The sequence below is a fragment of the Burkholderia territorii genome, from assembly GCF_001718335.1.
Classification (GTDB): Bacteria; Pseudomonadota; Gammaproteobacteria; order Burkholderiales; family Burkholderiaceae; genus Burkholderia; species Burkholderia territorii.
This window is the reverse complement of record NZ_CP013367.1, coordinates 834,438-858,946: the sequence shown is the minus strand read 5'-3', so window position 1 is coordinate 858,946 and position 24,509 is coordinate 834,438. Positions and strand designations below refer to the sequence as shown.

22 protein-coding genes are annotated in these 24,509 nt (G+C 66.9%); 12 read left to right on the top strand and 10 right to left on the bottom strand.

Features of this window, described 5'->3' with window-relative positions; all coding sequences use genetic code 11:
* The first annotated feature begins 10 nt into the window (after positions 1-10).
* The 4 genes from WS51_RS29775 to WS51_RS29760 all read left to right on the top strand — a co-directional run bounded on the left by WS51_RS29775 (position 11) and on the right by WS51_RS29760 (position 4,612).
* Positions 11-664, top strand: a complete 654-nt coding sequence (locus WS51_RS29775; protein WP_059541534.1) for a TetR/AcrR family transcriptional regulator — start codon at positions 11-13, stop codon at positions 662-664.
* A 167-nt stretch (positions 665-831) separates the two neighbouring features.
* On the top strand, positions 832-1,323 hold the full coding sequence (locus WS51_RS29770) for a flavodoxin family protein (RefSeq protein ID WP_069230317.1): 492 nt from the start codon (positions 832-834) through the stop codon (positions 1,321-1,323).
* An 800-nt stretch (positions 1,324-2,123) separates the two neighbouring features.
* On the top strand, positions 2,124-2,783 hold the full coding sequence (locus WS51_RS29765) for a ProQ/FinO family protein (RefSeq protein ID WP_069230316.1): 660 nt from the start codon (positions 2,124-2,126) through the stop codon (positions 2,781-2,783).
* A 767-nt stretch (positions 2,784-3,550) separates the two neighbouring features.
* The gene (locus WS51_RS29760) at positions 3,551-4,612 is read left to right on the top strand and encodes a DMT family transporter (RefSeq protein WP_069230315.1); all 1,062 of its coding nucleotides are present in this window, start codon (positions 3,551-3,553) and stop codon (positions 4,610-4,612) included.
* 108 nt (positions 4,613-4,720) lie between these two features.
* On the opposite strand, the gene WS51_RS29755 is transcribed toward WS51_RS29760, so the two are convergent.
* The 8 genes from WS51_RS29755 to WS51_RS29720 all read right to left on the bottom strand — a co-directional run bounded on the left by WS51_RS29755 (position 4,721) and on the right by WS51_RS29720 (position 11,830).
* On the bottom strand, positions 4,721-5,086 hold the full coding sequence (locus WS51_RS29755) for a bleomycin resistance protein (RefSeq protein WP_060338447.1): 366 nt from the start codon (positions 5,084-5,086) through the stop codon (positions 4,721-4,723).
* A gap of 104 nt (positions 5,087-5,190) precedes the next feature.
* Entirely contained in the window at positions 5,191-5,787 is a 597-nt protein-coding gene (locus tag WS51_RS29750) for a nitrogen fixation protein NifQ (protein WP_069230391.1), read from the bottom strand.
* A gap of 93 nt (positions 5,788-5,880) precedes the next feature.
* Positions 5,881-6,306, bottom strand: a complete 426-nt coding sequence (locus WS51_RS29745) for a TOBE domain-containing protein (protein WP_069230314.1) — start codon at positions 6,304-6,306, stop codon at positions 5,881-5,883.
* A gap of 180 nt (positions 6,307-6,486) precedes the next feature.
* Positions 6,487-7,986: an efflux transporter outer membrane subunit gene (locus WS51_RS29740; RefSeq protein WP_069230313.1), complete on the bottom strand. Its 1,500-nt coding sequence runs from the start codon at positions 7,984-7,986 to the stop codon at positions 6,487-6,489.
* Positions 7,983-8,954 carry an efflux RND transporter periplasmic adaptor subunit gene (locus WS51_RS29735; RefSeq protein ID WP_059505870.1) on the bottom strand — a complete coding sequence of 324 codons (972 nt, stop codon included), beginning with the start codon at positions 8,952-8,954 and terminating at the stop codon, positions 7,983-7,985. Before WS51_RS29735 ends, WS51_RS29740 begins: the two co-directional genes overlap by 4 nt.
* A gap of 2 nt (positions 8,955-8,956) precedes the next feature.
* Positions 8,957-9,169 carry a DUF1656 domain-containing protein gene (locus WS51_RS29730; RefSeq protein WP_044849171.1) on the bottom strand — a complete coding sequence of 71 codons (213 nt, stop codon included), beginning with the start codon at positions 9,167-9,169 and terminating at the stop codon, positions 8,957-8,959.
* 34 nt (positions 9,170-9,203) lie between these two features.
* A complete protein-coding gene (locus WS51_RS29725) occupies positions 9,204-11,354 on the bottom strand; it encodes an FUSC family protein (protein ID WP_059505869.1) in 2,151 nt (716 codons plus the stop codon).
* On the bottom strand, positions 11,351-11,830 hold the full coding sequence (locus WS51_RS29720) for a MarR family winged helix-turn-helix transcriptional regulator (protein ID WP_059451714.1): 480 nt from the start codon (positions 11,828-11,830) through the stop codon (positions 11,351-11,353). Before WS51_RS29720 ends, WS51_RS29725 begins: the two co-directional genes overlap by 4 nt.
* 403 nt (positions 11,831-12,233) lie before the next feature.
* On the opposite strand from WS51_RS29720, the gene ehuR reads away from it, so the two are divergent.
* The 8 genes from ehuR (at position 12,234) to WS51_RS29680 (ending at position 21,485) form a co-directional block, all read left to right on the top strand.
* Positions 12,234-13,646, top strand: a complete 1,413-nt coding sequence (gene ehuR / locus WS51_RS29715; RefSeq protein ID WP_069230312.1) for a MocR-like ectoine utilization transcription factor EhuR — start codon at positions 12,234-12,236, stop codon at positions 13,644-13,646.
* A gap of 108 nt (positions 13,647-13,754) precedes the next feature.
* The gene (eutB, locus tag WS51_RS29710; protein WP_060338455.1) at positions 13,755-14,726 is read left to right on the top strand and encodes a hydroxyectoine utilization dehydratase EutB; all 972 of its coding nucleotides are present in this window, start codon (positions 13,755-13,757) and stop codon (positions 14,724-14,726) included.
* A 1-nt stretch (position 14,727) separates the two neighbouring features.
* Positions 14,728-15,732: a cyclodeaminase gene (locus WS51_RS29705; protein ID WP_059505863.1), complete on the top strand. Its 1,005-nt coding sequence runs from the start codon at positions 14,728-14,730 to the stop codon at positions 15,730-15,732.
* A gap of 10 nt (positions 15,733-15,742) precedes the next feature.
* The gene (gene doeA / locus WS51_RS29700) at positions 15,743-16,951 is read left to right on the top strand and encodes an ectoine hydrolase DoeA (RefSeq protein ID WP_059804538.1); all 1,209 of its coding nucleotides are present in this window, start codon (positions 15,743-15,745) and stop codon (positions 16,949-16,951) included.
* 4 nt (positions 16,952-16,955) lie between these two features.
* A complete protein-coding gene (doeB, locus tag WS51_RS29695) occupies positions 16,956-17,981 on the top strand; it encodes a N(2)-acetyl-L-2,4-diaminobutanoate deacetylase DoeB (RefSeq protein ID WP_059505859.1) in 1,026 nt (341 codons plus the stop codon).
* Between the two features lie 14 nt (positions 17,982-17,995).
* Positions 17,996-18,466 (top strand): Lrp/AsnC family transcriptional regulator, encoded by a 471-nt coding sequence (locus tag WS51_RS29690; protein ID WP_059505857.1) that lies wholly within the window; start codon positions 17,996-17,998, stop codon positions 18,464-18,466.
* Positions 18,467-18,589: 123 nt separating this feature from the next.
* On the top strand, positions 18,590-20,068 hold the full coding sequence (locus WS51_RS29685) for an NAD-dependent succinate-semialdehyde dehydrogenase (RefSeq protein WP_069230311.1): 1,479 nt from the start codon (positions 18,590-18,592) through the stop codon (positions 20,066-20,068).
* Positions 20,069-20,090: 22 nt separating this feature from the next.
* Positions 20,091-21,485 carry an aspartate aminotransferase family protein gene (locus WS51_RS29680; RefSeq protein WP_069230310.1) on the top strand — a complete coding sequence of 465 codons (1,395 nt, stop codon included), beginning with the start codon at positions 20,091-20,093 and terminating at the stop codon, positions 21,483-21,485.
* A gap of 204 nt (positions 21,486-21,689) precedes the next feature.
* On the opposite strand, the gene WS51_RS29675 is transcribed toward WS51_RS29680, so the two are convergent.
* Together WS51_RS29675 and WS51_RS29670 are read right to left on the bottom strand one after the other, a co-directional pair.
* Positions 21,690-22,622, bottom strand: coding sequence for an MBL fold metallo-hydrolase (locus WS51_RS29675; protein WP_059505917.1), 933 nt, complete (start codon positions 22,620-22,622; stop codon positions 21,690-21,692).
* Positions 22,623-22,919: 297 nt separating this feature from the next.
* On the bottom strand, positions 22,920-24,305 hold the full coding sequence (locus WS51_RS29670) for an MFS transporter (protein WP_059505851.1): 1,386 nt from the start codon (positions 24,303-24,305) through the stop codon (positions 22,920-22,922).
* Positions 24,306-24,509: the final 204 nt, after the last annotated feature.

Below are 24,509 nucleotides of genomic sequence, written 5' to 3'. Positions count from 1 at the left end.
AAATTTTTCAATGGACACGAGCACTTCCCCTCAACGGCTGACCGACCGAAAGCGTGCGGCGATACTCGCCGCGGCGATCGACGAATTCCTCGCGGCCGGCTACGACGCGACCAGCATGGACCGCATCGCCGCGCGTGCGGACGTATCGAAGCGCACCGTCTACAACCACTTCGCAGGAAAGGAGGCGTTGTTCGCGGCAATCCTGCATCAGCTATGGGACACAACGCTGACCGCCGCCGCGCCGGCCTTCCGTGCCGACGTGCCGCTGCGCGACCAACTGCTTGCACTACTGGACCGCAAGTTGCGGTTGCTGAGCGACGAAGCGTTTCTTGCACTCGCCCGCGTTGCGATCGGTGCAGTCATCCACTCGCCGGAACGCGCACGCGACATGGTCGAGCGCATGGGCGAGCGCGAAGAAGACGTGACGATCTGGATTCGTGCGGCCGCGGCGGCTGGCCGATTGTCGGTGACCGATCCCGTATTCGCCGCGCATCAACTGCATGGGCTCGTGAAGGCATTCGCGTTCTGGCCGCAGGTGACGATGGGCCAGCCACCACTCGGGGCCCAGGAACAACGGAAGGTCGCGGAAACGGCTGCCGACATGTTTCTTGCGTACTACGCGCGCGCCGATCACGCTGGTATGCCGCGTATCGCGCAGGACTGATGGCGCGTCGTGCGAGGCGCGACGCAGAACAGTTGTCGACATCCGTAGCACGAGCCCATCCTCTCCCTCGAAAAAGCGCCGCACTTGCACACACGTCGACGTAGCCGGATTGAACCGTACCGACGCGTGTGGCAAGTGCAAATCAAACCGACCGCGAGCGAAAACCGATGAAGACGTTGTTGATCGTCTATCACACTATGACCGGAGGCACGCAGCAGATGGCCGAAGCGGCTGCGGATGCCGCGCGCGAGCAACCCGGCGTCGACGTCAGGTTGCAATGCGCAGATGCGACCAGCGCGGACGACGTGCTAGCCGCCGACGCCTACCTGTTCGCTACGCCGGAAAATCTCGCTGCGATGTCCGGGCTGATGAAGGACTTCTTCGATCGCTGTTACTACGCCGCGCTCGATCGCGTGAACGGTCGCCCTTATGCGGCGATGATTTGTGCCGGCAGCGATGGACAGAACGCGCTGCGCCAGATCGACAGGATCGCGACCGGATGGCGGCTCAAGAATGTGGCGCCGGGCCTGATCGTCTGCACCCATGCGCAAACCCCTGAGCGGATCCTCGCGCCGAAGACTATCGGCAGCGACGATCTCGCGCGTTGCGCGGAGGTCGGAGCAGGGCTTGCTGCGGGTCTTGCGCTCGGCGTGTTTTGACTGCCGGTAATCAAGCCGACCGAAGCCGAGCCGCGGACGTGCACAATGACCGGAGCGCGACACTCGTCGTGCGGCACCTGATTGCAGTGAATTTCGGAGCACACACTGTTCGATTCGGCGCCGATGCGCGGCCCGCCGATCGCCCAAAGCGTGTCGCCGCCTCACGAACATCGTGCATAAGGGCGCGGCTTGATGAACCTGGATACCGTCCCGCAGGCATGTCGGTGTCGAAGACCAGCGTCGCGCGGAGGTTGTGATAACGGTTGTACGATCGACGATAGATGTGGACGCAACTAATAGAATGCGCGACGGCAATCGAGCAAACCTGCCACGCCGCACGAATCGTATGTGCGAGCCGGAACTCTCGGAGATGCGGGCAGCGCATATCGCGTCTTCGCTATCCGCGTCCATTGCTTACCATTTCGTACTGTGGAACAACCGACGCGTCGCGTGATCGGTGCAGGATGGCCGAAATCCCGCCATTAACGACACTACGTAACGCGACGGTCGATGCACCGCGAAAACGCAGCGATAATGCGCAGCACGACCGCGCGGACGCATTGCGGTTGCCCCGGATTCGTCAAATGCGAACCGGTGAGTCAGCCGACGGCCGCGCGTACCGGTATACTTCCACTCCTGCCTTTGTCCGGCATCGTGGCCGGTGCCTGAAACAGTGGTGGTGGCGATGCGGCCCCGCAATGATCCGCGTCGGTGGCAGACGAGCCGCAGGCGATGCGGCAAACGCCGATGTGCGGAATGGCTGCACGAACCACACCTTATATTCCTGGTGGATTGAATTTATGGGTTTTGAACAACTTGCCGAATTGCGGGCGCAGCTCGCAGCAAAGGCCAAGCAGGAGCGCAACGCGAAGCGACCGGCTACGCAACCGGAAGCGGGCGCGAAGCCGAAGTCCGGCGATCGGCCCGCTCGCGGGGCCAAACCGGCGGCGGCGGCCAAGGCGTCGTCCGGCGCGAAGCCCGCTTCGACGAAGCCGTCGACACCGGTCGATCCGGTCATCGTCGCGATCGGCAAACTGCAGCGCCGCTTCCCGCGTGCGTTCCCGAAGAATCCGGCCCCGAAGGTGCCGCTGAAGGTCGGTATCTGGGACGACCTCGCGCGCGAGGCACAAGCCATCGGCCTGAGCGAGGCCGAACTGCGCGACGCGATGTCGACGTGGTGCCGCGGCAATCGTTACTGGTCGTGTCTGGTCGAAGACGCGGTGCGGGTCGATCTGCAAGGTAATGAAGCGGGACGCGTGACGCACGATGACGCGGCGCGTGCGCGCCGGCTGAAGTCGCGCCGTCCGGGCAACAAGGGCGGTGCGCAGGCGGCGAAGGGTGCACCGCAGCAGCCGAAGGCGGAAACGCCGGCCGACGCAGCGCCGTCGCAGCCGGCGACGGCGGAAGCACCGGCCGACGCAGCACCGCAGTCCGAGCAGCAAACGGCCGCGAGCGAGTAATACGCGATGTGTCGCCGCGCGACGCGTGGCGACGGCCTGCCTGCACCATGCATGCAGCGCATCCCATGACAGACCGACCAGTCCTCCGGGACAGGTCGGGACTGCCTCCGCTGGCGGCACAGCCAGTCAGCCTCACGAAATCCCCTCGAACTGCCGATCGAACTCCACGACGAAAGCATGTCGGCGGATGCCGTGTGTGCAAGGTATCGTCCAGCGGGTATGCATGGCGACGGCATATCGATCAGGGGCGGCATGCATCCCGACGAACGTTGCGTAGACCAGCGTCGAGCACGGCTGCGCATCGACGCTTGCGCGTGGCTGGCCGACGCGTGTGTCATTGTGTCGGCGGTCCAGTCAATTCGCCCTTCTTTCGCCGCAGTAATTCGTATTCCTAATGTAGCTGGATGTCAGATGGAACCCGGATTCGCACCCGCGATTGCCACCTCCGTTGGCGGCCCGTGACACACACGCGATAATCTCACCAGCACGCATCGTCGGGCCGGCACATTGGCGGTAACGCATGACGCGACGGGAACCAGAACGCCAGCGCGATTCACCCGACATTCAGCGAATTTGAAAGGCACTGCACCGGCAAAAACCGAACGCGTTACCGCATCACACGAAGCCTGCCGATTCCGTACGCACAACGCACAACGCACAACGCACAACGCACAACGCACAACGCACAACGCACAACGCACAACGCACAACGCACAACGCACAACGCACAACGCACAACGCACAACGCACAACGCATAGACCGCATCATGAACCCGAGAAATGGCGCGATTCTCGTCGCACTCACCGCCGCTGCGCTGTTCGGTGCCGCGACGCCGCTGGCGAAGGTACTGATCGGCGCGATGTCGCCGTTCATGGTTGCCGGCCTGTTCTATCTCGGCAGCGGGATCGGCCTCGGCGTCGGGATCCTGCTGCGCGGGTTGCGTCGCGCCCGCAAGCCAGCCGCGGACGCCGCCCCGCTGCAACGCTCCGACCTGCCGTGGCTCGCCGGCGCGATCGCGGCCGGCGGCGTCGCGGGACCAGCGCTGCTGATGCTCGGGCTGTCGAGTACACCGGCTGCAACGAGTGCGTTGCTGCTCAATCTCGAAGGCATGCTGACGGCGGTCATCGCGTGGGTCGTGTTTCGCGAGAACGTGGATCTCCAGGTGTTTCTCGGCATGGGCGCGATCGTCGCGGGCGGCACGCTGCTGTCGTGGAGCCCGGGGCACGCGGGCTTGCCGGTCGGCGCGTTGCTGATTGCCGGCGCATGCCTGTGCTGGGCCATCGACAACAACCTGACCCGCAAGGTCGCCGCGAACGATGCGATGGTCATCGCGTGCGCGAAAGGCCTCGTGGCCGGCCCCGTGAACATCGGTATCGCGCTCGCGACCGGCGCAACGCTGCCTGCTGTTCCGGCCATGGCCGCCGCGATGTTGACAGGCCTCGGTGGCTACGGGATCAGTCTCGTGTTGTTCGTCGTCGCGCTGCGCCATCTCGGCAGTGCGCGCACGGGCGCATATTTTTCGGTGGCGCCGCTGTTCGGCGTCGTGCTGTCGTTGCTGATCTGGCCGGCGCTGCCGTCCGTCACGTTCTGGATCGCGGCCGCGCTGATGGCGTGCGGTATCTGGCTGCATGTGCGCGAACGGCACGAACACGAGCACGCGCATGAACGGCTCGAGCATACGCACCGGCATCGGCACGATGAACATCATCAGCACGCGCACGATTTTCCGTACGACGGCGAAGAGCCGCACTCGCATCCTCACGTGCATCTGCCGATCACGCACAGTCACGCACATTTCCCGGACATTCATCACCGCCATCGTCATTGACCGCGCGGCGCAAGGCGTACGACGGACAGCCGTTGCAATGTGCGTCGCAAGGTATCCGTTTATGGGGCGTCGTTTCGTATTTGCCGCAACCTCGCGGTACGGGGCGCTTCAGTCGTCCGTCTGGATCAATCGAATCAAAGAGCCGTCCGGGTCAATCAGCGCGCCGACGCTGCCGCCCCATGCTTCGCGTTTCGGCCGATGTGCGCGCGGCCAACCGGTCGCCTGCTCCGGCACGCCGGCCGCGATTACCTCGTCGAAGAACGCGGCGACGTCGGCGAGCCGGAAACAACAGCTGAACCAGCTCGTGGCCGGGTCGAGGCCGGGATGCGGAAAGAATTCCAGCAACAGGTCGCCGCGTCGCAGGATCATCCAGCCATCGTCGCGCCACGTTTCGACGAAGCCGAGCTTCGCGTAGAACAGCGACGTGGTTTCGAAATCGCGCGAGGGGAGATTGGGACTCGCGAAGTCAGCCACGGTTGTGTCTCCGGTGAGCGTTGACGATTGAATGAAGGCGCGGACAGGTGTCACGCATGATCGGTCAAACGATGCGTGCCCGCAAGCCACACACGCCGCCGTCGTCAATATTGTTGCCGGGGGAAGCAGAATCCGAAGTCCTCGCAGCCGGGACATCCCGGCGCGGGCCCGGCGGGCAGGCCGAGCGATGCAGCGACTTGCTGCGCGAGGAATTTCTTCCAGCGCAACTGCGCGACATTGCGCGCGGCGAGCGCGGGGAAATAGCGTTCGAGCATCGCGGATACCGCGTCGCGTCCATCGAGGCCGAGATCGCGCCACAGGTGATCGGGGCGCAGGCACGCATGCGAGATGATCGTCGCGACGCAGTCGGCATCGTCCGGTGAGACGGCGGGGTGCGCATTCCGCATCAGCAGCGCGTGCAGTGTCGCAACGAACTGCGCGTGCGCGGCCGGCAGCGGCGCGACGGCGGCAGCGGCCGATGCGAGCGCGGCGGCCTCGGTGGAATGCAAGCGCGGAAACTGGCGAGCGAGCAGACCGCTCAACCGTACGGAAGACAGGCCGAGCAGCGCAAGTTCGTTGCGGCATGCGCGTGCCGCGATCAGCGCGCCGAACAGACGCGCATCCGCGCAATCGGCATCGGTCGCTCCGGCCAGCAGCGATTGAAACATGCGTTGATGCGCGTGCTCCAGCGCGGACGTCATCGTGCGCGCCTGCACGCAGTGCGAGCGTTGCGCGCGTTGCGCGGGCGCGGCGAACGACGGGGCGACATTGCAATCACCTGCACGGTCGGTCGATCATTCGACGCCGATGATCACGCTCGATGCCTTGAAGATCGCGGACGCCGGCTTGCCGCTCGCGAGGCCGAGACGATCGACGCTGTCGTTGGTGACGATCGCGACGATTTCCGCACCGCCCGCAGCCTTGACCACGACTTCCGAATTGACCGCGCCCTTCGCGATCGACGACACGGTGGCCGCGACGCAGTTGCGCGCCGACACCTTGCTGCTGTCGACGTCGACCATCACGATCACCGACGATGCCTTGACGAGCGCGAATGCCTTCGTGCCGGCAGCGAGACCGAGCGATGCGGCGCTCCCATGCGTGATCACGGCGACGATGTCGAGGCCGTCTTGCGTGCGCAGCGTGATTTCGTCGTTGACGGCACCGGGCTTGACGGCGCCGATCTGGCCGACGAATTGATTGCGGGCGCTGGTGCGCATGATGATTCTCCAGGAAATGGGCCGCCGGCGGGTGGCCGGCGAACGACGGAAACCGCGGATGAGTTTACCGGCAATGCAGGTGAAGCGCGACGTCGGCAGCGACATACCGCACATGTGAAACGACGTACGATGCTGCGCGACAGCAGGGGCGTCGTGCACGCCGTGCCGCCGCGATCGCGCTTACTTTGCAGCCGCCGACGCAGCAGCCGGTACGCCCGCCGCCGTCTTCTGCTGCGTCGCAGCGGCCTTCATATCGCTTTCCCATCCGCCGCCGAGCGCGAGGAACAACTTCACCTGGTCGGCGGCGACCTGGCCTTCGGCCGCAGCGACTTGCGCACGCACGCTCGTCAGCGTGCGCGTCGCATCGAGATCCGAAATGAACGACTCGCGGCCGGCCATGTAGAGGCGATGCGTTTCGTCAGCGGAACTGCGCGCCGATTCGTAGGCCGTGTGCAGCGCGTCGGTGCGCTGCACGTCGGCTGCATAGGTCGCGAGGCTCGACTGCGTTTCGCGCAGCGCGTTCAGCACGACGCCGTCGAAGTGCGCGAGCGCACCACCGGTCGCCGCTTCCGCTTCGCGCACGCGCGCGCGCTGGCCGTTGACGGGGAATGACCAGCTGATCAGTGGTCCGAACGACCAGCGATTCGTGGTGGAAGAGAACAGGTCGGCCGCGACGCCGACCGACCCGGCGGACGCGCCGATGCTGATCGACGGATAAAGCGCGGCGGTCGCGACGCCGATCCGTGCGGTCGACGCGGCGAGCTGACGCTCGGCTTCGCGAATGTCGGGCCGGCGGCGCAGCAGCGCGGCACCGTCGCCGATCGGAATCGGCTGGCGCAGCTTCGGCAGGCGTTCGCATTCGGCGACCGCTTTCGGCAGGTCGGCGGGCGAACGCGCGAGCAGCGCGGCGAGCTGGTATTGCGCAATCTTGCGGCGGCTTTCGAAGCGCGGGATGTCGGCCGCGAGCGTGCGCACCTGCGTGACGCCGCGCGTGACGTCGGTCTGGTTGCCGCGTCCCGCATCGCGCAGGCGCTGCGACAGTTTCACACGCTGCTGTTGCAGCGCGAGCGACTGCTTCGCGATCGCGAGTTCGTCCCCAGCCGAGCATGATTCGACGTACGCACGCACGACGTCCGCGACGACGGTGATGCGCGCGAGATCGGCCGCCGCCTGCACGGCTTCGCTGTCCGCGCGCGCGGCCTCGACGCCGCGCCGCAGCTTGCCGAACAGATCGAGCTCGTATGACACGCTGATGCCCACCATCCCTTCGTTGACGACGGGCAGCTTGTTTTCGAGCAGATATTGCTCGGCCGACTCCTGCGCGCGCTGCACGGCTGCTTCCGCGCTGCCGGAGAAGCCGCCCTGTTCATTCGCCACTTCGAGCGCCGCGCGCGAACGTGCGAGGTTGGCCGCGGCGACGCGCAGGTCGGTGTTGGATTTGAGCGCACTGCGCACGAGTTCGTCGAGCACGGGATCGTCGTACAGCTGCCACCAGTTGCCGGGCACCGCATCGCGCGACACGAGCGAGCCGTTTGCGTCGTCGAACGCATGGTTCGCGAGCGGCGCATTCACGTACGCCTGCTGCGGCAGCTTGTAGTCGGGGCCGACGGATTTGCACGCGCCGAGTGCGAACGCGAGCGGCGCCAGTGCCGCCGCGAGGCGCAGGCCGTGCCGCTTCATTGCGATGCTCCCGTCGCGCTGCCCGCCAAAGCTGCGGAGGTTGCGGGCGGCACGGCTGCCGTGGAGGCACCGGCGGCCGGCTTCGCATTGTCGTTGCGGCGCGTGTCGCTGCGTACCGCGACGGTCGCGGTGCGCCCGGCGATCATCCGGAAGTCGTCGGGCACCTCGTCGAGCACGACACGCACCGGCACGCGCTGCGCGAGCCGCACCCAGCTGAATGCCGGATTCACGTTCGGCAGCAGGTTCGCGCCCTGCGTGCGGTCGCGATCCTCGATCGCGGCGACGATGCTCTGGACATGGCCGCGCAGCGGATGCGGCTCGCCCATCACGACGATGTCGACCGGCTGGCCGATATGGATGCCGCGCAGCTTGGTTTCCTCGAAGTAGCCGTCGACGCGGAACGAATTGCGGTCGACGACCGACAGCACCGCGCGGCCGGCCGGCACGTATTCGCCGACGCGCGGCGCGCGGTCGTTCAGGTAGCCGTCGACGGGGCTCACGATCGTCGTGCGCTGCAGATTGAGCTTCGCGGTGTCGAGCGATACCTGCGCATCGGCGACAGCGGCTTCGCCCTGCTCGACGCGCGTGCGGCTTTCCTCGACCTGCTCGCTGGCGACCAGATTGCCGAGCTGCAGGTTGCGCGCATATTCGCGCCTGGCCTGGGCGAGCGTCGCGCGGCGCTGTGCGAGCGTGGCTTCGGCCAGCCGTTCCGCGAGCGTGTAGCGCGCCTGGTCGATGACGAACAGCACCTGGCCGCGCTTCACCTCCTGGTTGTCGGCGACCTGCACCGCGGTGATGAGGCCCGACACGTCGGGCGCGACCTGGATCACGTCGGCACGCACGTGGCCGTCGCGTGTCCACGGCGAGAACATGTAGTAGTTGATGATCCGCCACAGGACGAGGGCGGCCACGACGACGACGATCAGGGTGAGCAGGATCTGACCTGCCGAGAGCCAGGTTTTTTTCACGGTTAGCTAGCCACGAGATGGTGAGACACGATGACGACGGCGGCAAGCACGAACACGTAGATGCCGAGGTCGAAGATCGAACGGTGCCAGACGAGGCGGTAAAAGCCGACGCGTTCGAGCAGCGCGCGCACGACGATGTTGATCAGGTAGGCGATCAGCATCAGCACGAGCGGAGCCGGCACGAATACGCCGAAGATGTCGATTTCGCCGATCATGGTCGCGGTCGGAAAGACGGGTTGGAAAGCGGGATCATGCACGCGCGCCGTCCGGTGCGGCATGCGGCGGCTGCGCGGACGCAGCCGGGTACAGCGACAGGCGCAGACCGACGAGCGCATGCAGCGTATCGCGCAGCCAGCGGTGTGTCGCGGGCGTGGCTGGTGCCGCGGGAGCGGCTTGCGCGGCGCCGCCGTCCGCGGATGTGGCGGACGTGCCGGGCAGGTTGCGGCCGGCCACGCGCTGCAGCGCGTCGTCGATCGATGCGAGCAGCGCCGGCGGCACAGGCTGTCGCGCATTCGCGGCCGCGCAGCGCGTGTAGTGCTCGGTGACACCGGCCAGCACGCGGTCGATCGCGTCGGGCACGTCGCCCGTCAGCTTGCGGCGCGAGCGGCGCAGATCGAGCGCGTTCAGCGCGATGCGCAGGTCGCGGAAGCTCTCGATCGACGGATGACGATGATCGTCCGACGCGCCGAGGCGCGGCAGCAGTTGCGTGACGCGATCGAGCATGCGCGATGCGTGGTTGCGCTGGTCGTCGAGCGGCTGCGTCGACGCGGAGCGTGCGACGTCCTCCCAGCCCGAGCGCAGCAGGCGCCGCACCGCGAGTTCCGCGCCGAACGGACGCGTCGCGCGCGTCCACACGTACGCGAACAGCAGCCCGGCGACGCCGGCGAGGTTGCTGTTCAGGAACACGAAGAAATCGGCGTCGTACGCGCTCTGGATGCTGATGAAGGTGGCGGTGTTCACCGCGACGAGCATCGTCACCATGTTGAACTGCGGACGCGGCAGCAGCGTGCCGATCAGCACGAACGGCCCCGCGAACATCAGCACGAGCATCGGGAAGTCGTGCACGTGCGGCAGCACGACGAACAGGTACAGCCCGGCGAACACGACACTCGCGGCCGTCGACAGGAAGAACTTGAACACCAGCGGTGCCGGTTCGTCGAGCGCGGCGAAGAAGCTGCACGACACGGCTACGAGCGTGACGGCCGCGGCGCCGTCGTGCCAACCCGACGAGATCCACAGCCAGCACGCGAACACGATCGCGAGCACGACGGTCAGCGTCGAGAACAGCATCATCCCGCGATCGAAGAAGCGTTCGGTGCCGCCGAGCCGCCAGTGCCGGTAGCGCGGCTGCCAGATGCCCGACTCGTTCGCGATCAGCGCGCGCAGCGAGCGGCAGTCCTGCCAGATGTCGATGACCTGACGCAGCCGCCACAGTGCGTTCGACAGCAGCGCGCCGTCCCAGCTCGCGAGCGCACTGTCGGACGGCTGCAGCGACGCGATGCGCTCACGCAGATCGTCGGCGACCGGATCGTGCGCCATCTCGCCGTCGTTGTCTGCCTTCACGGTCGGCAACGGCGCGTCGAACCACTTTGCCGCGTCGGCGAGCAGCGCGTCGAGTGCCGGCGGTCGCACGTGCAGGTCGCGCATCAGTGCGATCAGCGGATCGGCGAGCGACGACATCAGCGGCAGGAACAGCTGCATGCGGCCTGCGAGCGCCTGCGCACGGGCGAGCACACGCGGGTGCGCATGATCGTAGCTCAGCTGGCTCAGCAGGAATTCGAGGCCGGTGATGGTCGCGGCGAGACGTTGCCGGCATGCCGACAGCGCCTTGCCCGCGATGTGCCCCGACAGCGTTTCGCGGCCGTAGAACGCCGCGTCCTTGAACCAGGCGTCGGTGCGCTCGATCAGCGTCGGCGCGAGCCGGTTCGGGAACACCGCGCTGCCGACCACGCTCGCGCACACGATGCCGAGCACGATTTCCTCGGTTCGCGCGATCGCGACGTCGAAGATCGTCGACGGATCGGTCACCGTCGGCAGCGCGACCAGCGGCATCGTATAGCCGGCAAGCATGAACACGTAGCTGCGCGCGGTGCGGTCGGAGATCGCGAGGTAGAGCAGCGTGCCGCACCACGTCGCGACGATGACGCTGAACAGGAACGGCGTCTCGACGAACGGCGGGACGAACAGGATCGCCGCGGCGGCGCCAAGCGCGGTGCCGAGTGCGCGATACAGCGCCTTGGAGCGCGTCGCGCCGACGAATGGGTTCGACACGATGTAGACGCTCGCCATCGCCCAGTAAGGGCGCGGCAACTGGAAATACAGGCCGAGGTACAACGCCAGCATCGACGCGGCGAAGGTCTTGCCCGAGAACAGCCAGTCGCGAAGGCTCGGATAGGTCATGACGCGGGCCCGGCGGAGTGAGGCGGACGCGGCGCCGGATGTTGCGCATCGGCCGCGTTGAACGCGTTCAGTACGCGCAGCGTCGCTTCGAGATCGGCGCGCGTGACGCCCTTGAGCACCTCGGCGCGCAGCGCGCGCAGGTCTTCCTCCATCTTCGCGGTGACGGCGCGACCGGCGGCCGTCAGCGAGATCGTCTTCGCGCGGCGGTCGTGCGGATCCTCGTCGCGGCGAGCGAGGCCGGCCGCGCACAGCTGGTCGAGCAGGCGCACGAGCGACGGCCCCTCGATGCCGACGTGCTCGGCGAGCGTGCCCTGGCGCACGCCTTCGCCGAGGCGGCCGGCAATCAGCAACGGCGTCGCGCAGGCTTCGGATACGTTGTACGCGGTCAGCACGGCATCGCTCGTGCGGCGCCATTTGCGCGCGGTGAGCACCAGCTGGCTGCTGACGGCGAGACGGAGGTCGTGCAGGTTGGTCATGGGCGAGATGATAGGGGCAAAAACATTTGGTAGCAAACTATCGTTTTTGTCACCCGCATGTCATGTCGCACACTGGAGCATCGCCCTGCAACGAGCAATTTAGGTGGTCGATCCGGGGCTGGTCAAGCCGTCAGGGGGCGGCGTGCGGCCGATCCCTATACATATATGGCGTGCAATCCGGCCCGAACGCAGCGATCACACGTGGCGGCTCGGTGGTCAGCGGAAGGATTGCAGGGAGGTTGTAAGAAATAGCCGCTCTGCATGAGCGCGTACTCGGCCATGCCGACCGATCGGACCGCAACGCGCGCCGCAGCGTCCTGGTTCCGCACGCGATTGCACTAGGACAATAATTTCCGGGTGTCTTTCTGAGCGACCATGTGGAAGCAACGACGGAGACATCGAGATGGGACGGACCGAGGTATCGGCGCGCTGGCACGACGCGATCGGCGCGGTGCACGGCATCGAGTCGAAATACAAGCGGCTCGTGAAGGCGATCGCCGCCGACATCGACAGCGGCGCGCTCGCACCAGGCGCGCGGCTCGCGCCGCAACGCGACGTGGCGTCGAGCCTCGGTGTGAGCGTGCAGACCGTCACCAATGCCTACAAGGAACTCGAAAGACAGGGCCTGATCCGCTGCGAAGTCGGGCGCGGCAGTTTCGTGGCCGCGCGCGTGACCGAATCGATGTCGAACTACATTCTCGACACGGCCGAGCGCGAGCTCGTCGACTTCTCGATCGCGCGCATCGTGCACACGCCGGAGCACGACGCCGCGTGGCGGGCCGTGTGCGCGGCGCTCGCCGCTGCCGACGACCAGCCGTGGATTCGCTCGTTCCGTCCGATCGCGGGGCTCGATGCGCATCGCGAGGCCGGCGCCGCGTGGCTCGCGTCGCTGAATCTGCCGGTCCATCCCGAATCGCTGCTGATCACGAACGGTGCCGCGCACGGCATCTTTCTCGCGCTCGCGTCGATCGTCGGGCCGGGCGATACCGTGCTGTGCGAGAGCCTGACCGACCACGGCGTGATCGGCTCCGCGAACGTGCTCGGGTTTACGCTCAAGGGGCTCGAGATGGACGAACACGGGATCCGTCCCGAACATTTCGAGGAAATGTGCGACGGCGAGCGAATCAGTGCGCTTGTCTGCACGCCGACCCTCAATAACCCGACCGTATCGATGATGTCGGATTCGCGCCGCAAGTCGATCGCGCGCATTGCGTCGCGCTACGGCGTGTACGTGATCGAGGACGACGTATACGGCCCGCTGCCCGCGAAGACGGCAACGCCGATCGCGAGCCTGATTCCGGAGCTCGGCTTCTATTGCACGAGCATGACGAAATCGGTGCTGACCGGGCTGCGCACCGGCTATCTCGCGATGCCGAGGCGGCTCGCGCTGCGCGTGGAAAGCGTGCTGCGCGTGAGCAGCTGGATGGCGACGTCGCCGATCGCGGAGATCGCGACGCGCTGGATCGCGGACGGCACCGCGCGACGGCTCGTCGAATTGCAGCGGCAACGGCTCGCGGTGCGCCAGGACATGGTGAAGGCCACGCTCGGCCCCTACGTGCTGGGTGCGCATCCGAATGCGCTGTCGGCGTGGCTGCGCGTGCCCGACTACTGGCAGGCCGACCGGCTCGTGCGCGAATTGCGCACCCGCAAGATCGCGGTGACGTCGCCCGATCCGTTCCTCGTGGGCGGCACGGAGCGGCCGAATGCGGTGCGTGTGTGCATCGGCGCGGAGACGACCGATGCCGCGTGCAACGCCGCGCTCGCGACGATCGCGCGCGTATTCGAGCAATATCCGCACGTGCACGATTTTCACTGAAGCGCAGCGCGCGTCGTACCGGCGGCGCACAATGTATCAGGACATTCGAAAGCGCAATTTGGGACATTAGACTGGATCGCACTACATCAATGATGAGGCGTGCGATTCATGTCCTTCCTGTCGCTGTCCGACGTCTACCGCGCACGCCGATGCATCGCAGGGCATGCGTGCGTCACGCCGCTGGTCGCGTCGGCCGCGTTGTCCGCGCGGGCCGGCGCCGCCGTCCATCTGAAACTCGAAACGCTGCAGCCGACCGGCAGCTTCAAGCTGCGCGGCGCGACGAATGCGCTCGCCGAACTGGCGGCACGGCGCGTGACGCGCGTCGTCACCGCATCGACCGGCAATCACGGCCGAGCGGTCGCGTATGCGGCGCGCGCGTTCGGCATCGAGGCTGCAGTCTGCATGTCGTCGCTCGTGCCGGCGAACAAGGTGGATGCGGTCGCCGCGCTCGGTGCGCGGGTCGTGATCGCCGGCGACAGCCAGGACGACGCGCAGGCCGAGGCGCGGCGCCTCGTGCGCGACGAAGGCTATGCGTATGTGCCGCCGTTCGACGACCCGCGCATCATCGCGGGGCAGGCGACGATCGGCGTCGAGGTTCTCGAGGCGTTGCCCGATACGTCCACGCTCGTCGTGCCGCTGTCCGGCGGCGGGTTGTTCAGCGGCGTCGCGTTTGCAGCGAAGGCGATCCGGCCCGCGATCGAGGTAATCGGTGTGTCGATGGCGCGTGGTGCCGCGATGCACGCGAGCCTCGCGGCCGGACGACCGATCGACATCGACGAACAGCCGACGCTCGCCGATTCGCTCGGCGGCGGCATCGGCCTGGACAACCGCCATACGTTCGACATGACGCGCACACTGGCCGACGACGTCGTGCTGCTCGACGAGCCGGCGATCGCGCGCGGCATCGCGCACGCGTACCGCGAAGAGCGTCTGGTCGTGGAAGGCGCGGGTGCGGTCGGCATCGCCGCATTGCTGGACGAACGGATCGCGCGCCGCGATCGCGACGGCCCGATCGTCGTGATCGTCAGCGGCGCGAACATCGACATGGCCGTGCATCGCCGGCTCGTTTCGGAGAACTGACGTGGCCCATCCCGTCATGCTGCTCGGGCAGGCGCAACTGCGCGCGCTGGTCCCGCTCGATCTGGCCGCAATCGATCAGGTCGAGGCCGCGTTCGCTTCGCTCGCGACCGACGCGGTCGTCATGCCGCCGATCCTCAACCTCGCACTGCCCGCCCGTCACGGCGAGGTCGACGTGAAGACTGCTTACCTGCCGCGCTTCGACAGCTTCGCGATCAAGGTGAGCCCCGGCTTCTTCGACAACCCGTCGCTCGGGCTGCCGAGCCTGAACGGACTGATGCTCGTGCTGTCCGCGCGCACCGGCCTCACCGAAGCCGTGCTGCTCGACAACGGCTACCTGACGGCCGTGCGCACCGCCGCGGCCGGTGCGGTGGCCGCGCGCCGGCTCGCGCGCGCCGATGCACGTCGCGCGGCGATCATCGGCGCCGGCGAACAGGCGCGACTTCAGCTCGATGCGCTGACGCTGGTGCGCGACATCGAGCACGTGACCGTATGGGCGCGCAACGCCGAGCGTGCGGCGCGATTCGCGGCCGACGTGCGCGCCGCGCACGGGATCGATGCGATCGTCGCGCGTTCGGTGCATGCGGCGCTTGCCGACGCGGACGTCGCGGTCACGACCACGCCCAGCCGCGAGCCGCTCGTGCATGCCGAGGATCTGCGTCCGGGGCTGCACGTGACGGCAATGGGCGCCGACGCCGACTACAAGACCGAGCTCGCGCCGTCGGTGTTCGGCGCCGCGCGCTACTTCTGCGACCGGCTGCAGCAGACCCGCGTGGCCGGTGAACTCGCGCATGCGATCGCCGCCGGTGCGGTCGCGCCCGATGCCGTGTTCCCCGAGCTCGGCGAGGTGATCGCCGGGCAGCGCGAAGGCCGCACGCACCGCGACGACATCACGATCTGCGATCTGACCGGGACCGGCGCGCAAGACACCGCCATTGCCGTGCTCGCGCTGCAGCGCGCCCGCGCGGCCGAGGTGGGCACGATTTTTCACAACGACCTCACGACTTGAGAGGAGACAGATGGCCGCAGTCATCGAAACCCACGAAGCCGTGCCGCGTCTCGCGTTCGAGCGCAGCGAATACGCTGCGCGCATCGCGAAGACGCGCACGGCGATGCAGCAGGCCGGCATCGACCTGCTGATCGTCACCGACCCGACCAACATGGCCTGGCTTACCGGCTATGACGGCTGGTCGTTCTACGTGCACCAGTGCGTGCTGCTGCCGATGGACGGCGAGCCTGTCTGGTACGGACGCGGCCAGGACGCGAACGGCGCGAAGCGCACCGTGTTCATGGCGCACGACAACATCGTCGGCTATCCGGATCACTACGTGCAGTCGACGGCGCGTCACCCGATGGACTACCTGTCGACCGAGGTGATTGCCGCACGCGGCTGGAGCACGCTGCGCATCGGTGTCGAACTCGACAACTACTACTTCAGCGCCGCGGCGTACGCATCGCTTCGGAAGCATCTGCCGGCGGCGCGCTGGATCGATGCGACGGCGCTCGTGAACTGGCAGCGTGCGGTGAAATCGCCGCGCGAAATCGAGTACATGCGCGTCGCCGCGCGGATCGTCGAGCGCATGCACGCGCACATCGTCGACACCATCGAGCCGGGCATGAAGAAGAGCGATCTCGTCGCGCAGATCTATGCGACCGGGATCGGCGGCGCGGACGGCTTCGGCGGCGACTATCCGGCGATCGTGCCGCTGCTGCCGACGGGCGCCGACGCAGCTGCGCCGCATCTGACCTGGGACGATTCGGTGTTCGCGCGCGGCGCGGGCACCTTCTTCGAGATCGCCGGGTGCTACCGCCGCTATCACTGTCCGCTGTCGCGCACCGTCTATCTCGGCAAGCCGCCCGCCCACTTCATCGAAGGCGAGCGCGCGGTGGTCGAGGGGATCGAGGCGGGGCTCGCGGCCGCGAAGCCCGGCAACGTATGCGAGGACATCGCGAATGCATTTTTTGCGGTGCTGCGCCGCGCGGGCATCGACAAGGACAGCCGCTGCGGCTACCCGATCGGCGCGAGCTATCCGCCGGACTGGGGCGAGCGCACGATGAGCCTGCGCCCGGGCGACCGCACGGTGCTCGAACCCGGCATGACGTTCCATTTTATGCCGGGCCTGTGGCTCGACGACTGGGGGCTGGAGATCACCGAAAGCATCCTGATCACCGAAACCGGCGTGGAGACGTTCTGCAACGTGCCGCGCAAGCTGTTCGTGAAGGAGTAGGACGATGCGTGCTTCTCCGATCACGCCGACCGTCGACTTCGACGCGGACGGCGAACAGCATGGCTTCCTGAAGCTGCCTTACTCGCGCGACGATTCCGCGTGGGGCGCGATCATGATTCCGGTGACCGTCGTCAAGCGCGGCGACGGGCCGACGGTCTTGCTCACCGGCGGCAACCACGGCGACGAATACGAAGGGCCGGTCGCGCTGTCGAAGCTCGCCGGCTCGCTGAAGGCGGCCGACGTGACCGGCCGCGTGATCGTCGTGCCGTTCATGAACTACCCGGCGTTTCGCGCCGGCTGCCGCACGTCGCCGATCGATGCAGGCAATCTGAATCGCGCCTTTCCCGGGCGCCCGGACGGCACCGTCACCGAGAAGATCGCCGACTACTTCCAGCGGCATCTGCTTCCGCTCGCGACGCACGTGCTCGACATTCACGCGGGCGGCCGCACGCTTGATTTCGTGCCGTTCGCGGCGATCCACGTGCTCGACGACCGCGATCAGCAGGCACGCTGCGAGCGCGCGATGCGTGCGTTCGGCGCGCCGTACTCGATGCGCATGCTCGAACTCGACAACGTGGGTCTTTTCGACACCGCGGCGGAGGAAGCCGGCAAGGTGTTCGTGTCGACCGAGCTCGGCGGCGGCGGTTCGTCGACGGCCGCGAGCGTCGCGATCGCCGAGCGTGGCGTGTATGGATTTCTCGCGCATGCCGGGGTGATCGCGAAGGACGTGATCGACGGCAACGCGCCGCGCACGACGACGTTGCTCGACATGCCGGACGGGTCGTGCTTCACGACCAGCGAGCATCGCGGGCTGCTCGAGATGTGCCGCGATCTCGGCAGCGAGGTGAACGCCGGCGACGTGCTGGCGCGCGTGCACGACATCGACCGCACGGGTGTCGCACCGGTCGAATACGTCGCACGGCGTCGCGGGCTGCTCGCGGCCCGCCACTTCCCGGGCATCGTGCAGGCCGGCGACACGATCGCGGTGGTCGCCGACATCGTCGAGCGCAACATTCCGGTGTCCGCTTAAGGACGCGCCGCATCGTGATCAAGCTCGACCGATACGACCTCGCGATCCTGCGAATCCTCGAGCGCGACGGGCGCATCACGAAGTCGAAGCTCGCGGAGGCCGTGAACCTGTCGATTTCGCCCGCGTGGGAGCGCGTGCGCAAGCTCGAGGAAAGCGGCGTGATCCGCGGCTATCGCGCGGACGTCGACTGGATCGGTGCAGTTTCCGGCAGCCGCATCGTCGTCGAGGTGACGCTGTCGCGTCATACCGCACCCGACATGCGGCGCTTCGAGGAGCGCGTGAGCGCGGCGCCCGAAGTCGCGCAGTGCTACGCCACCGGTGGTGGCGTCGACTACGTGCTGCACGTGATCGCGCGCGACATCGATCACTACCAGCGCTTCATCGACACGTTGCTGATGGAGGATCTCGGCATCGAGCGCTACTTCACGTACATCGTGACGAAGGTCGTGAAATGCGAATCCGGCGGCGCGCCGGACTGGCTCTGAAACTTCGCGCGAACGCACGGCAATACGGAAAAAGACGCAAGAAGCGCGCGCGGAAACAGAAATTTCCGCACCCGCCGGCACGACAGAATGAAGCTCGTGCCCACCCAAACGAGGAGACGCAGGATGTTGCCCGGACACCCCGTTCTGTTCAAGTCGACGTGCTATGTCGACGGTCGCTGGATCCACAGCGACAGTGCCGCGACGGTCGCCGTCGTGAACCCCGCCGATCAGGCCGTGATCGGCCACGTGCCGATGCTCGAGCGCGCCCAGATCGTCGGCGCCGTCGACGCCGCGCAGCGAGCATTCGGCACGTGGCGCTGGACGTCGCAAGACGTGCGTAGCGCGGCGCTATCGCGCTGGCATGCGCTGATCCTGCGGCATCTCGACGATCTCGCTGCGCTCCTGTCGCTCGAACAGGGCAAGCCGCTCGCCGAATCGCGCGGGGAGATCCGCTATGCGGCGAGCTTCATCGAATGGTTCGCGAACGAGGCGAAGCGCGTCGCGGGCCGCACGATCCCGACGCACATCGACGGCGCGCATCTCGGCACGGTGATGGAGCCGGTCGGAGTCGCCGCGCTGATCACGCCGTGGAATTTCCCGGCGGCGATGATCACGCGCAAGGCGGCGGCCGCGATCGCCGTGGGCTGCACGGTGGTCGTGAAGCCCGCGCACGAAACACCGTTTTCGGCGCTCGCGCTCGCGCAGCTTGCCGACGAGGCGGGCTTTCCGGCCGGCGTGTTCAACGTCGTGCTCGGCGAACCGCAGATGGCGATGGAGACGCTCGTCGGCGATGCGCGCGTGCGTGCGGTGAGCTTCACCGGATCGACGCGCGTCGGGCGGCTCGTCACCGAAACCGCCGCGAAGGCCGGCATTCGCAAGATCGCGCTCGAACTGGGCGGGAACGCACCGTTCATCGTGACCGAGGACGCGAATCTCGAACAGGCGGTGCGGATTGCCGTCGGCGCGAAGTTCCAGACTTCCGGCCAGGACTGTTGCGCCGCGAACCGGATCTTCGTTGCGCGCCCGCTCTATGAAGCATTCGTCAGCCGCTACGCGAACGCGGTGCGTGAACTGAAGACCGGCCCCGCGTTCGAGCCGGACGTTGACGTCGGTCCCCTGATGCACCAGGCCGCGTTCGACGCGACGGTGGCACGCGTCGACGACGCACGCGTACGCGGGGCCCGGATCGTCGCGGGCGGCCGGCCGCATGCGCTCGGCGGCTGGTTCTACGAACCCACCGTGATCGCGGACGCCGCACCCGGCATGCGCGTGTACGACGAGGAGAACTTTGCGCCGATCTCGGCGGTGTGCGCGTTCGACACGCTCGACGAAGCGGTCGACAAGGCCAACGACACCGAGTACGGCCTCGCCGCCTACGTGTGCGCGACGCGCATCGACACGATCTTCCAGCTCGTGCGGCGGCTCGAGTTCGCGATGGTGTCGGTCAACGGCGTGAAATTCACCGGTGCGCCGATCCCGTTCGGCGGAATGAAGGCGTCGGGCCTCGGGCGCGAAGGCGGCGCCGAAGGGTTCGAACCGTTCACCGAAACCAAGTACTTCTGCCTCGGCAATCTCGGCCTGCCCGTCGCCGCGACGGCCTGACCACCCATTCAAAGGAGCCATCATGAAACAATCGATCGACGCACTGCTGCGCGAGGACCGCGCCCACTTCATGCATCCGTCGACTCACGCATACGACCACGAGACCGGTGCGCTGCCCGGCAAGATCGTGCGCGGCGCGCAAGGCATCCGCATCGAGGATCACGAGGGCAAGCGCTATATCGACGCGTTCGCCGGCCTCTACTGCGTGAACATCGGCTACGGCCGCACCGAAGTTGCCGAAGCGATGTACGAACAGGCGAAGCAGCTCGCGTACTACCACACGTATGTCGGCCACTCGTCGGACGCGATCATCGAGCTGTCGTCACGCATCATCGACTGGGTGCCGGCGGGGATGAAGAAGGTCTACTACGGGATGTCGGGTTCCGACGCGAACGAGACGCAGGTCAAGATCGTCTGGTACTACAACAACGTGCTCGGCCGCCCGAACAAGAAGAAGATCATCTCGCGCGAGCGCGGCTATCACGGCTCGGGCATCGTGACGGGCAGTCTCACGGGCCTGCCGAGCTTCCACCAGCATTTCGACTTGCCGATCGATCGCGTGAAGCACACGGTGTGTCCGCACTGGTATCGCAAGGCACCGGCCGGAATGAGCGAAGCGCAGTTTGTCGCGCATTGCGTCGACGAGCTCGAGAAGCTGGTCGCACGCGAAGGCGCCGACACGATCGCCGCGTTCATCGCGGAGCCGGTGATGGGCACGGGCGGCATCATCGAGCCGCCGGCCGGCTACTGGCCCGCGATTCAGGCCGTGCTGCGCAAGCACGACATCCTGCTGATCTCGGATGAAGTCGTCTGCGGATTCGGGCGCCTGGGCGCGAAGATGGGCGCGCAGCACTTCGGGATCGCCCCCGATCTCATTACGGTCGCGAAAGGGCTGACGAGCGCGTATGCGCCGCTGTCGGGCGTGATCGTCGGCGAGAAAGTCTGGGACGTGATTGCGCGCGGCTCGCAGGAGCATGGGCCGATGGGGCACGGCTGGACGTATTCGGGCCACCCTGTGTGCGCGGCCGCCGCACTCGCGAACCTTGCGATTCTCGAGCGCGAGAACCTCGTCGGCAATGCTGCCGAGGTTGGCGCGTATTTCGGCGCGAAGCTGCGTGACGCGTTCGGCGCGCATCCGCTCGTCGGCGAGGTGCGCAGTGTCGGGATGCTGGCGGCGCTCGAATTCATGGCGGACAAGGACGCGCGCACGCCGTTCGATCCGGCTTTGAAGATCGGCGCGCAGGTGTCGGCCGCGGCGCTGCAGCGTGGCGTGATCGCACGGGCAATGCCGCACGGTGACATTCTGGGTTTTGCGCCGCCGCTGGTGATGACGCGGGCGGAAGCCGACGAGATCGTCGGTATCGTGAAGGAAGCGGTGGACGAGGTCGCGGAGCGCAATCTGTCGAGCGTCGCCTGAATTTCCTGCGGGCCCGATGCGCGCGCAAGCGCGCGAAGTGACGCCGTCGCACGGGAGTGCGGCGGCGTTTTTTGCTTCACGGGGGACCTTTCGCGACAGCGGTGCCACCTGCCACGACGCATCACCATCGCTGCAAGAACTGCGGCGATTGCTCGAACATCGTCAATACGGCTCGCGTGTCGCCCGCTGCGTGCCCCGGATCGATCAGTAGTCCCACACGACCGGGACGAAGCGGAAGCCGTCGCCGTCCCTTGCAATGTGGCCTATCGACGGGAACGCGACATGCGCGGCGGCCAGCATCGCGCCGGTGTCGGCGGCTTCGTTGAACAGTGCGAGCCGGACGTCGGTGGCCGCTTGCGGGTCGTGCTCGAAGCCGTTTTGCCAGTCAGGATGGTCGAAGTTCACTTCGAAGATCGCGTCGCCCGCGAACGTCAGTCGTTCGCCGTTCGATGCGATATCGACCACGCAGTGTCCCGGCGTATGGCCGCCGGTCACGCGCACCGATACGCCGGCCGCAACTTCCACGGTGCGGTCGAACGGCACGATGTGCTCGCGATACAGCTCCACGAATCGCGCCGCGGCCTTGCGTAGCGCGGGCGGGACTGTTTCCGGCATCACCGTCTTGCTGAAGTCCGGATTCTTCCAGAACGCCAGTTCCGCGGCCGACACGTGAATGCGCACGTCGGGATTCAGCCGCGCCTTGACGCCGTCGACGTTCAGCCCGCCGACGTGATCCATATGCATGTGGGTGATCACGATGTCGGTGATCGCGGCGAGATCGATGCCCGCGGACTCGAGACGCATCACCGACCGTCCCGCGCGCGTGAAGTATTCGAAGCCGTCGCCCACGCCCGAGTCGATGAGGATCAGGCGTTCGGCGCTGCGCACCAGCGCGATATTCAGCGCCCAGTCGAACGTGTCGCGTTGCAGGAAGCGTCCGTCGAACCATTCGTTGCGGTCCGCTTCGCTCACGTTGGTGGACATCGTGGATGTCGGCAGCGGCAGGACGCCGTCGCTGATCAGCACGACGTCGACGTCGCCGATGCGCACCGCGTAGCGGGATGGAACGAGTTCACCAGCCGCTTCCTTGCCAAGGCGGGTCGTTACCGGCCGCACGTTGTGGATTGATCCGTTCATGTTGAATCGTCCTTTCATCGAGTTGGGGGTTCTCCGCGCTGCGCAGCACGGTTCGCGCGCGACCGTGCACGACGCGCCTTTCGTATCGCGTGCATGCCGATCGAGCATGTCGGCGATTGTAGGGAGGCCCGGCGAACGCCTGAAGCACCGCACCTGCGAACATCGTGTTGTCCTCGCGACAACAATCCGCCGGCCGGTTCACGGTACCGAAATGCACATCGCCCGCGGTCCGTTTCCGGACCGCGGGCGATGCAAGGGTTGCCGTTCATGGGGCGACGAGTGCCGCCCCGGTTGGCGTCAGCCCGGTTGTCCCGGCACGGTTTCGCCGCGCAGCGAGCATCCGCGCGTCTCGATCACGGCGGACAGCGCGACCAACCCGACCGCGCAGGCCGCCATCATGTAGTACGCAGGAATCATCGCGTTGCCGGTCTTGCCGATCAACCAGTCGTTGACGATCGGCGCGGTGCCGCCGAACAGCGACGTCGACACGTTGTATGCGATCGCCATGCCCGCATAGCGCACATGAGTCGGGAACATCGCGGGGAACATCGCGGAAATGGTCGCCAACTGCGGCACGTACAGCAGGCCGAGCACCGCGAAGCCGACGAATGCGCCGAGCACGCCGTGCGTCATCAACGCGAACATCGGGACGGCGGCGACGAACAACCCGACGAGCGAGATCCACCACATTGCCTTGCGGCCGACGCGGTCCGACAGCCAGCCGGCGAACGGCAACAGCACCATCATCGCGAGCATGCCGATCAGCGGAATCAGCAACGACATATTCTCGCTGACGCCGAGTTCCTTGTGCATGTAGGTCGGCATGTACGCGAGCAGCACGTAGTTGACGACGTTCAGCGCGACGACGAGCCCGCCGAGCAGCAACAGTGGCCGCGCATAGCGCACCAGCAGCTGACCGATCGGCAGCGCCGCGGCGGCGGTGCTCTGCTCGCGCCGCTGCGCCTGCTCCTCGAGTTCGCGGAACACGGGCGTTTCCTCGAGGCGCGAACGCAGATAGAAGCCGATCAGCCCGAGCGGTGCCGCGACGAGGAACGGCAGGCGCCATCCCCACGCATGCATCGCGGTGTCGCCGAGCAGCAGCGCGAAGCCGAGCATCAGCAGCGCGCCGAGCGAGAAGCCGGCGAGGGTCGCGAATTCGAGGAAGCTGCCGCACAGGCCACGTCGCGAATCCGGTGCGTATTCGGCGATGAAGGTCGCCGCGCCGCCGTATTCGCCGCCGGTCGAGAAGCCCTGCACCATGCGCAGCACGATCAGCGCGGCCGGCGCGAGCCAGCCGGCGCTCGCGTAGGTCGGCAGCACGCCGACGAGCAGGGTCGCGCCCGACATCGTGAGGACGGTCAGCGCAAGCACGCGCTTGCGGCCGAGGCGGTCGCCGAGCGGACCCCAGAACAGGCCGCCGAGCGGACGGATCAGGAACGAGATCGCGAAGGTGCCGAGTGCGAACAGCGTCGCGCTGGCCGTGTTGCCGGGAAACAGCGCGGCGGAGATGTAGGCGAGTCCGTACGCGTAAATGCCGTAATCGAACCATTCTGTTGCATTGCCGAGGGCCGCAGCCGCGATCGCTACCCGAGGCAGGCAGTGCGGCTCGTCGCCGCGGGAAGCCGTCTCGTCCGGAACGGACGGGGCGGCGGAAACGGAAGTCCACGATGGCACGTATCGCATGAGGGATCCTCGCTATCAGCATGCGCCCGGGCGGGCGCCGACGAGGATCAAAGTAATCCCGCCAATTACCGGCGCCCGATGTCATAGGACGATGTGGGGATCGGGGTTTTCCCGTGCCGTCCAAAGGTGGCCGGCGGAGCCCGCCGCCTCGCTCGCCGACGCACCGGCCGGCAAACGGCTGTAAGCTGCGCGCTGCCACGCGGA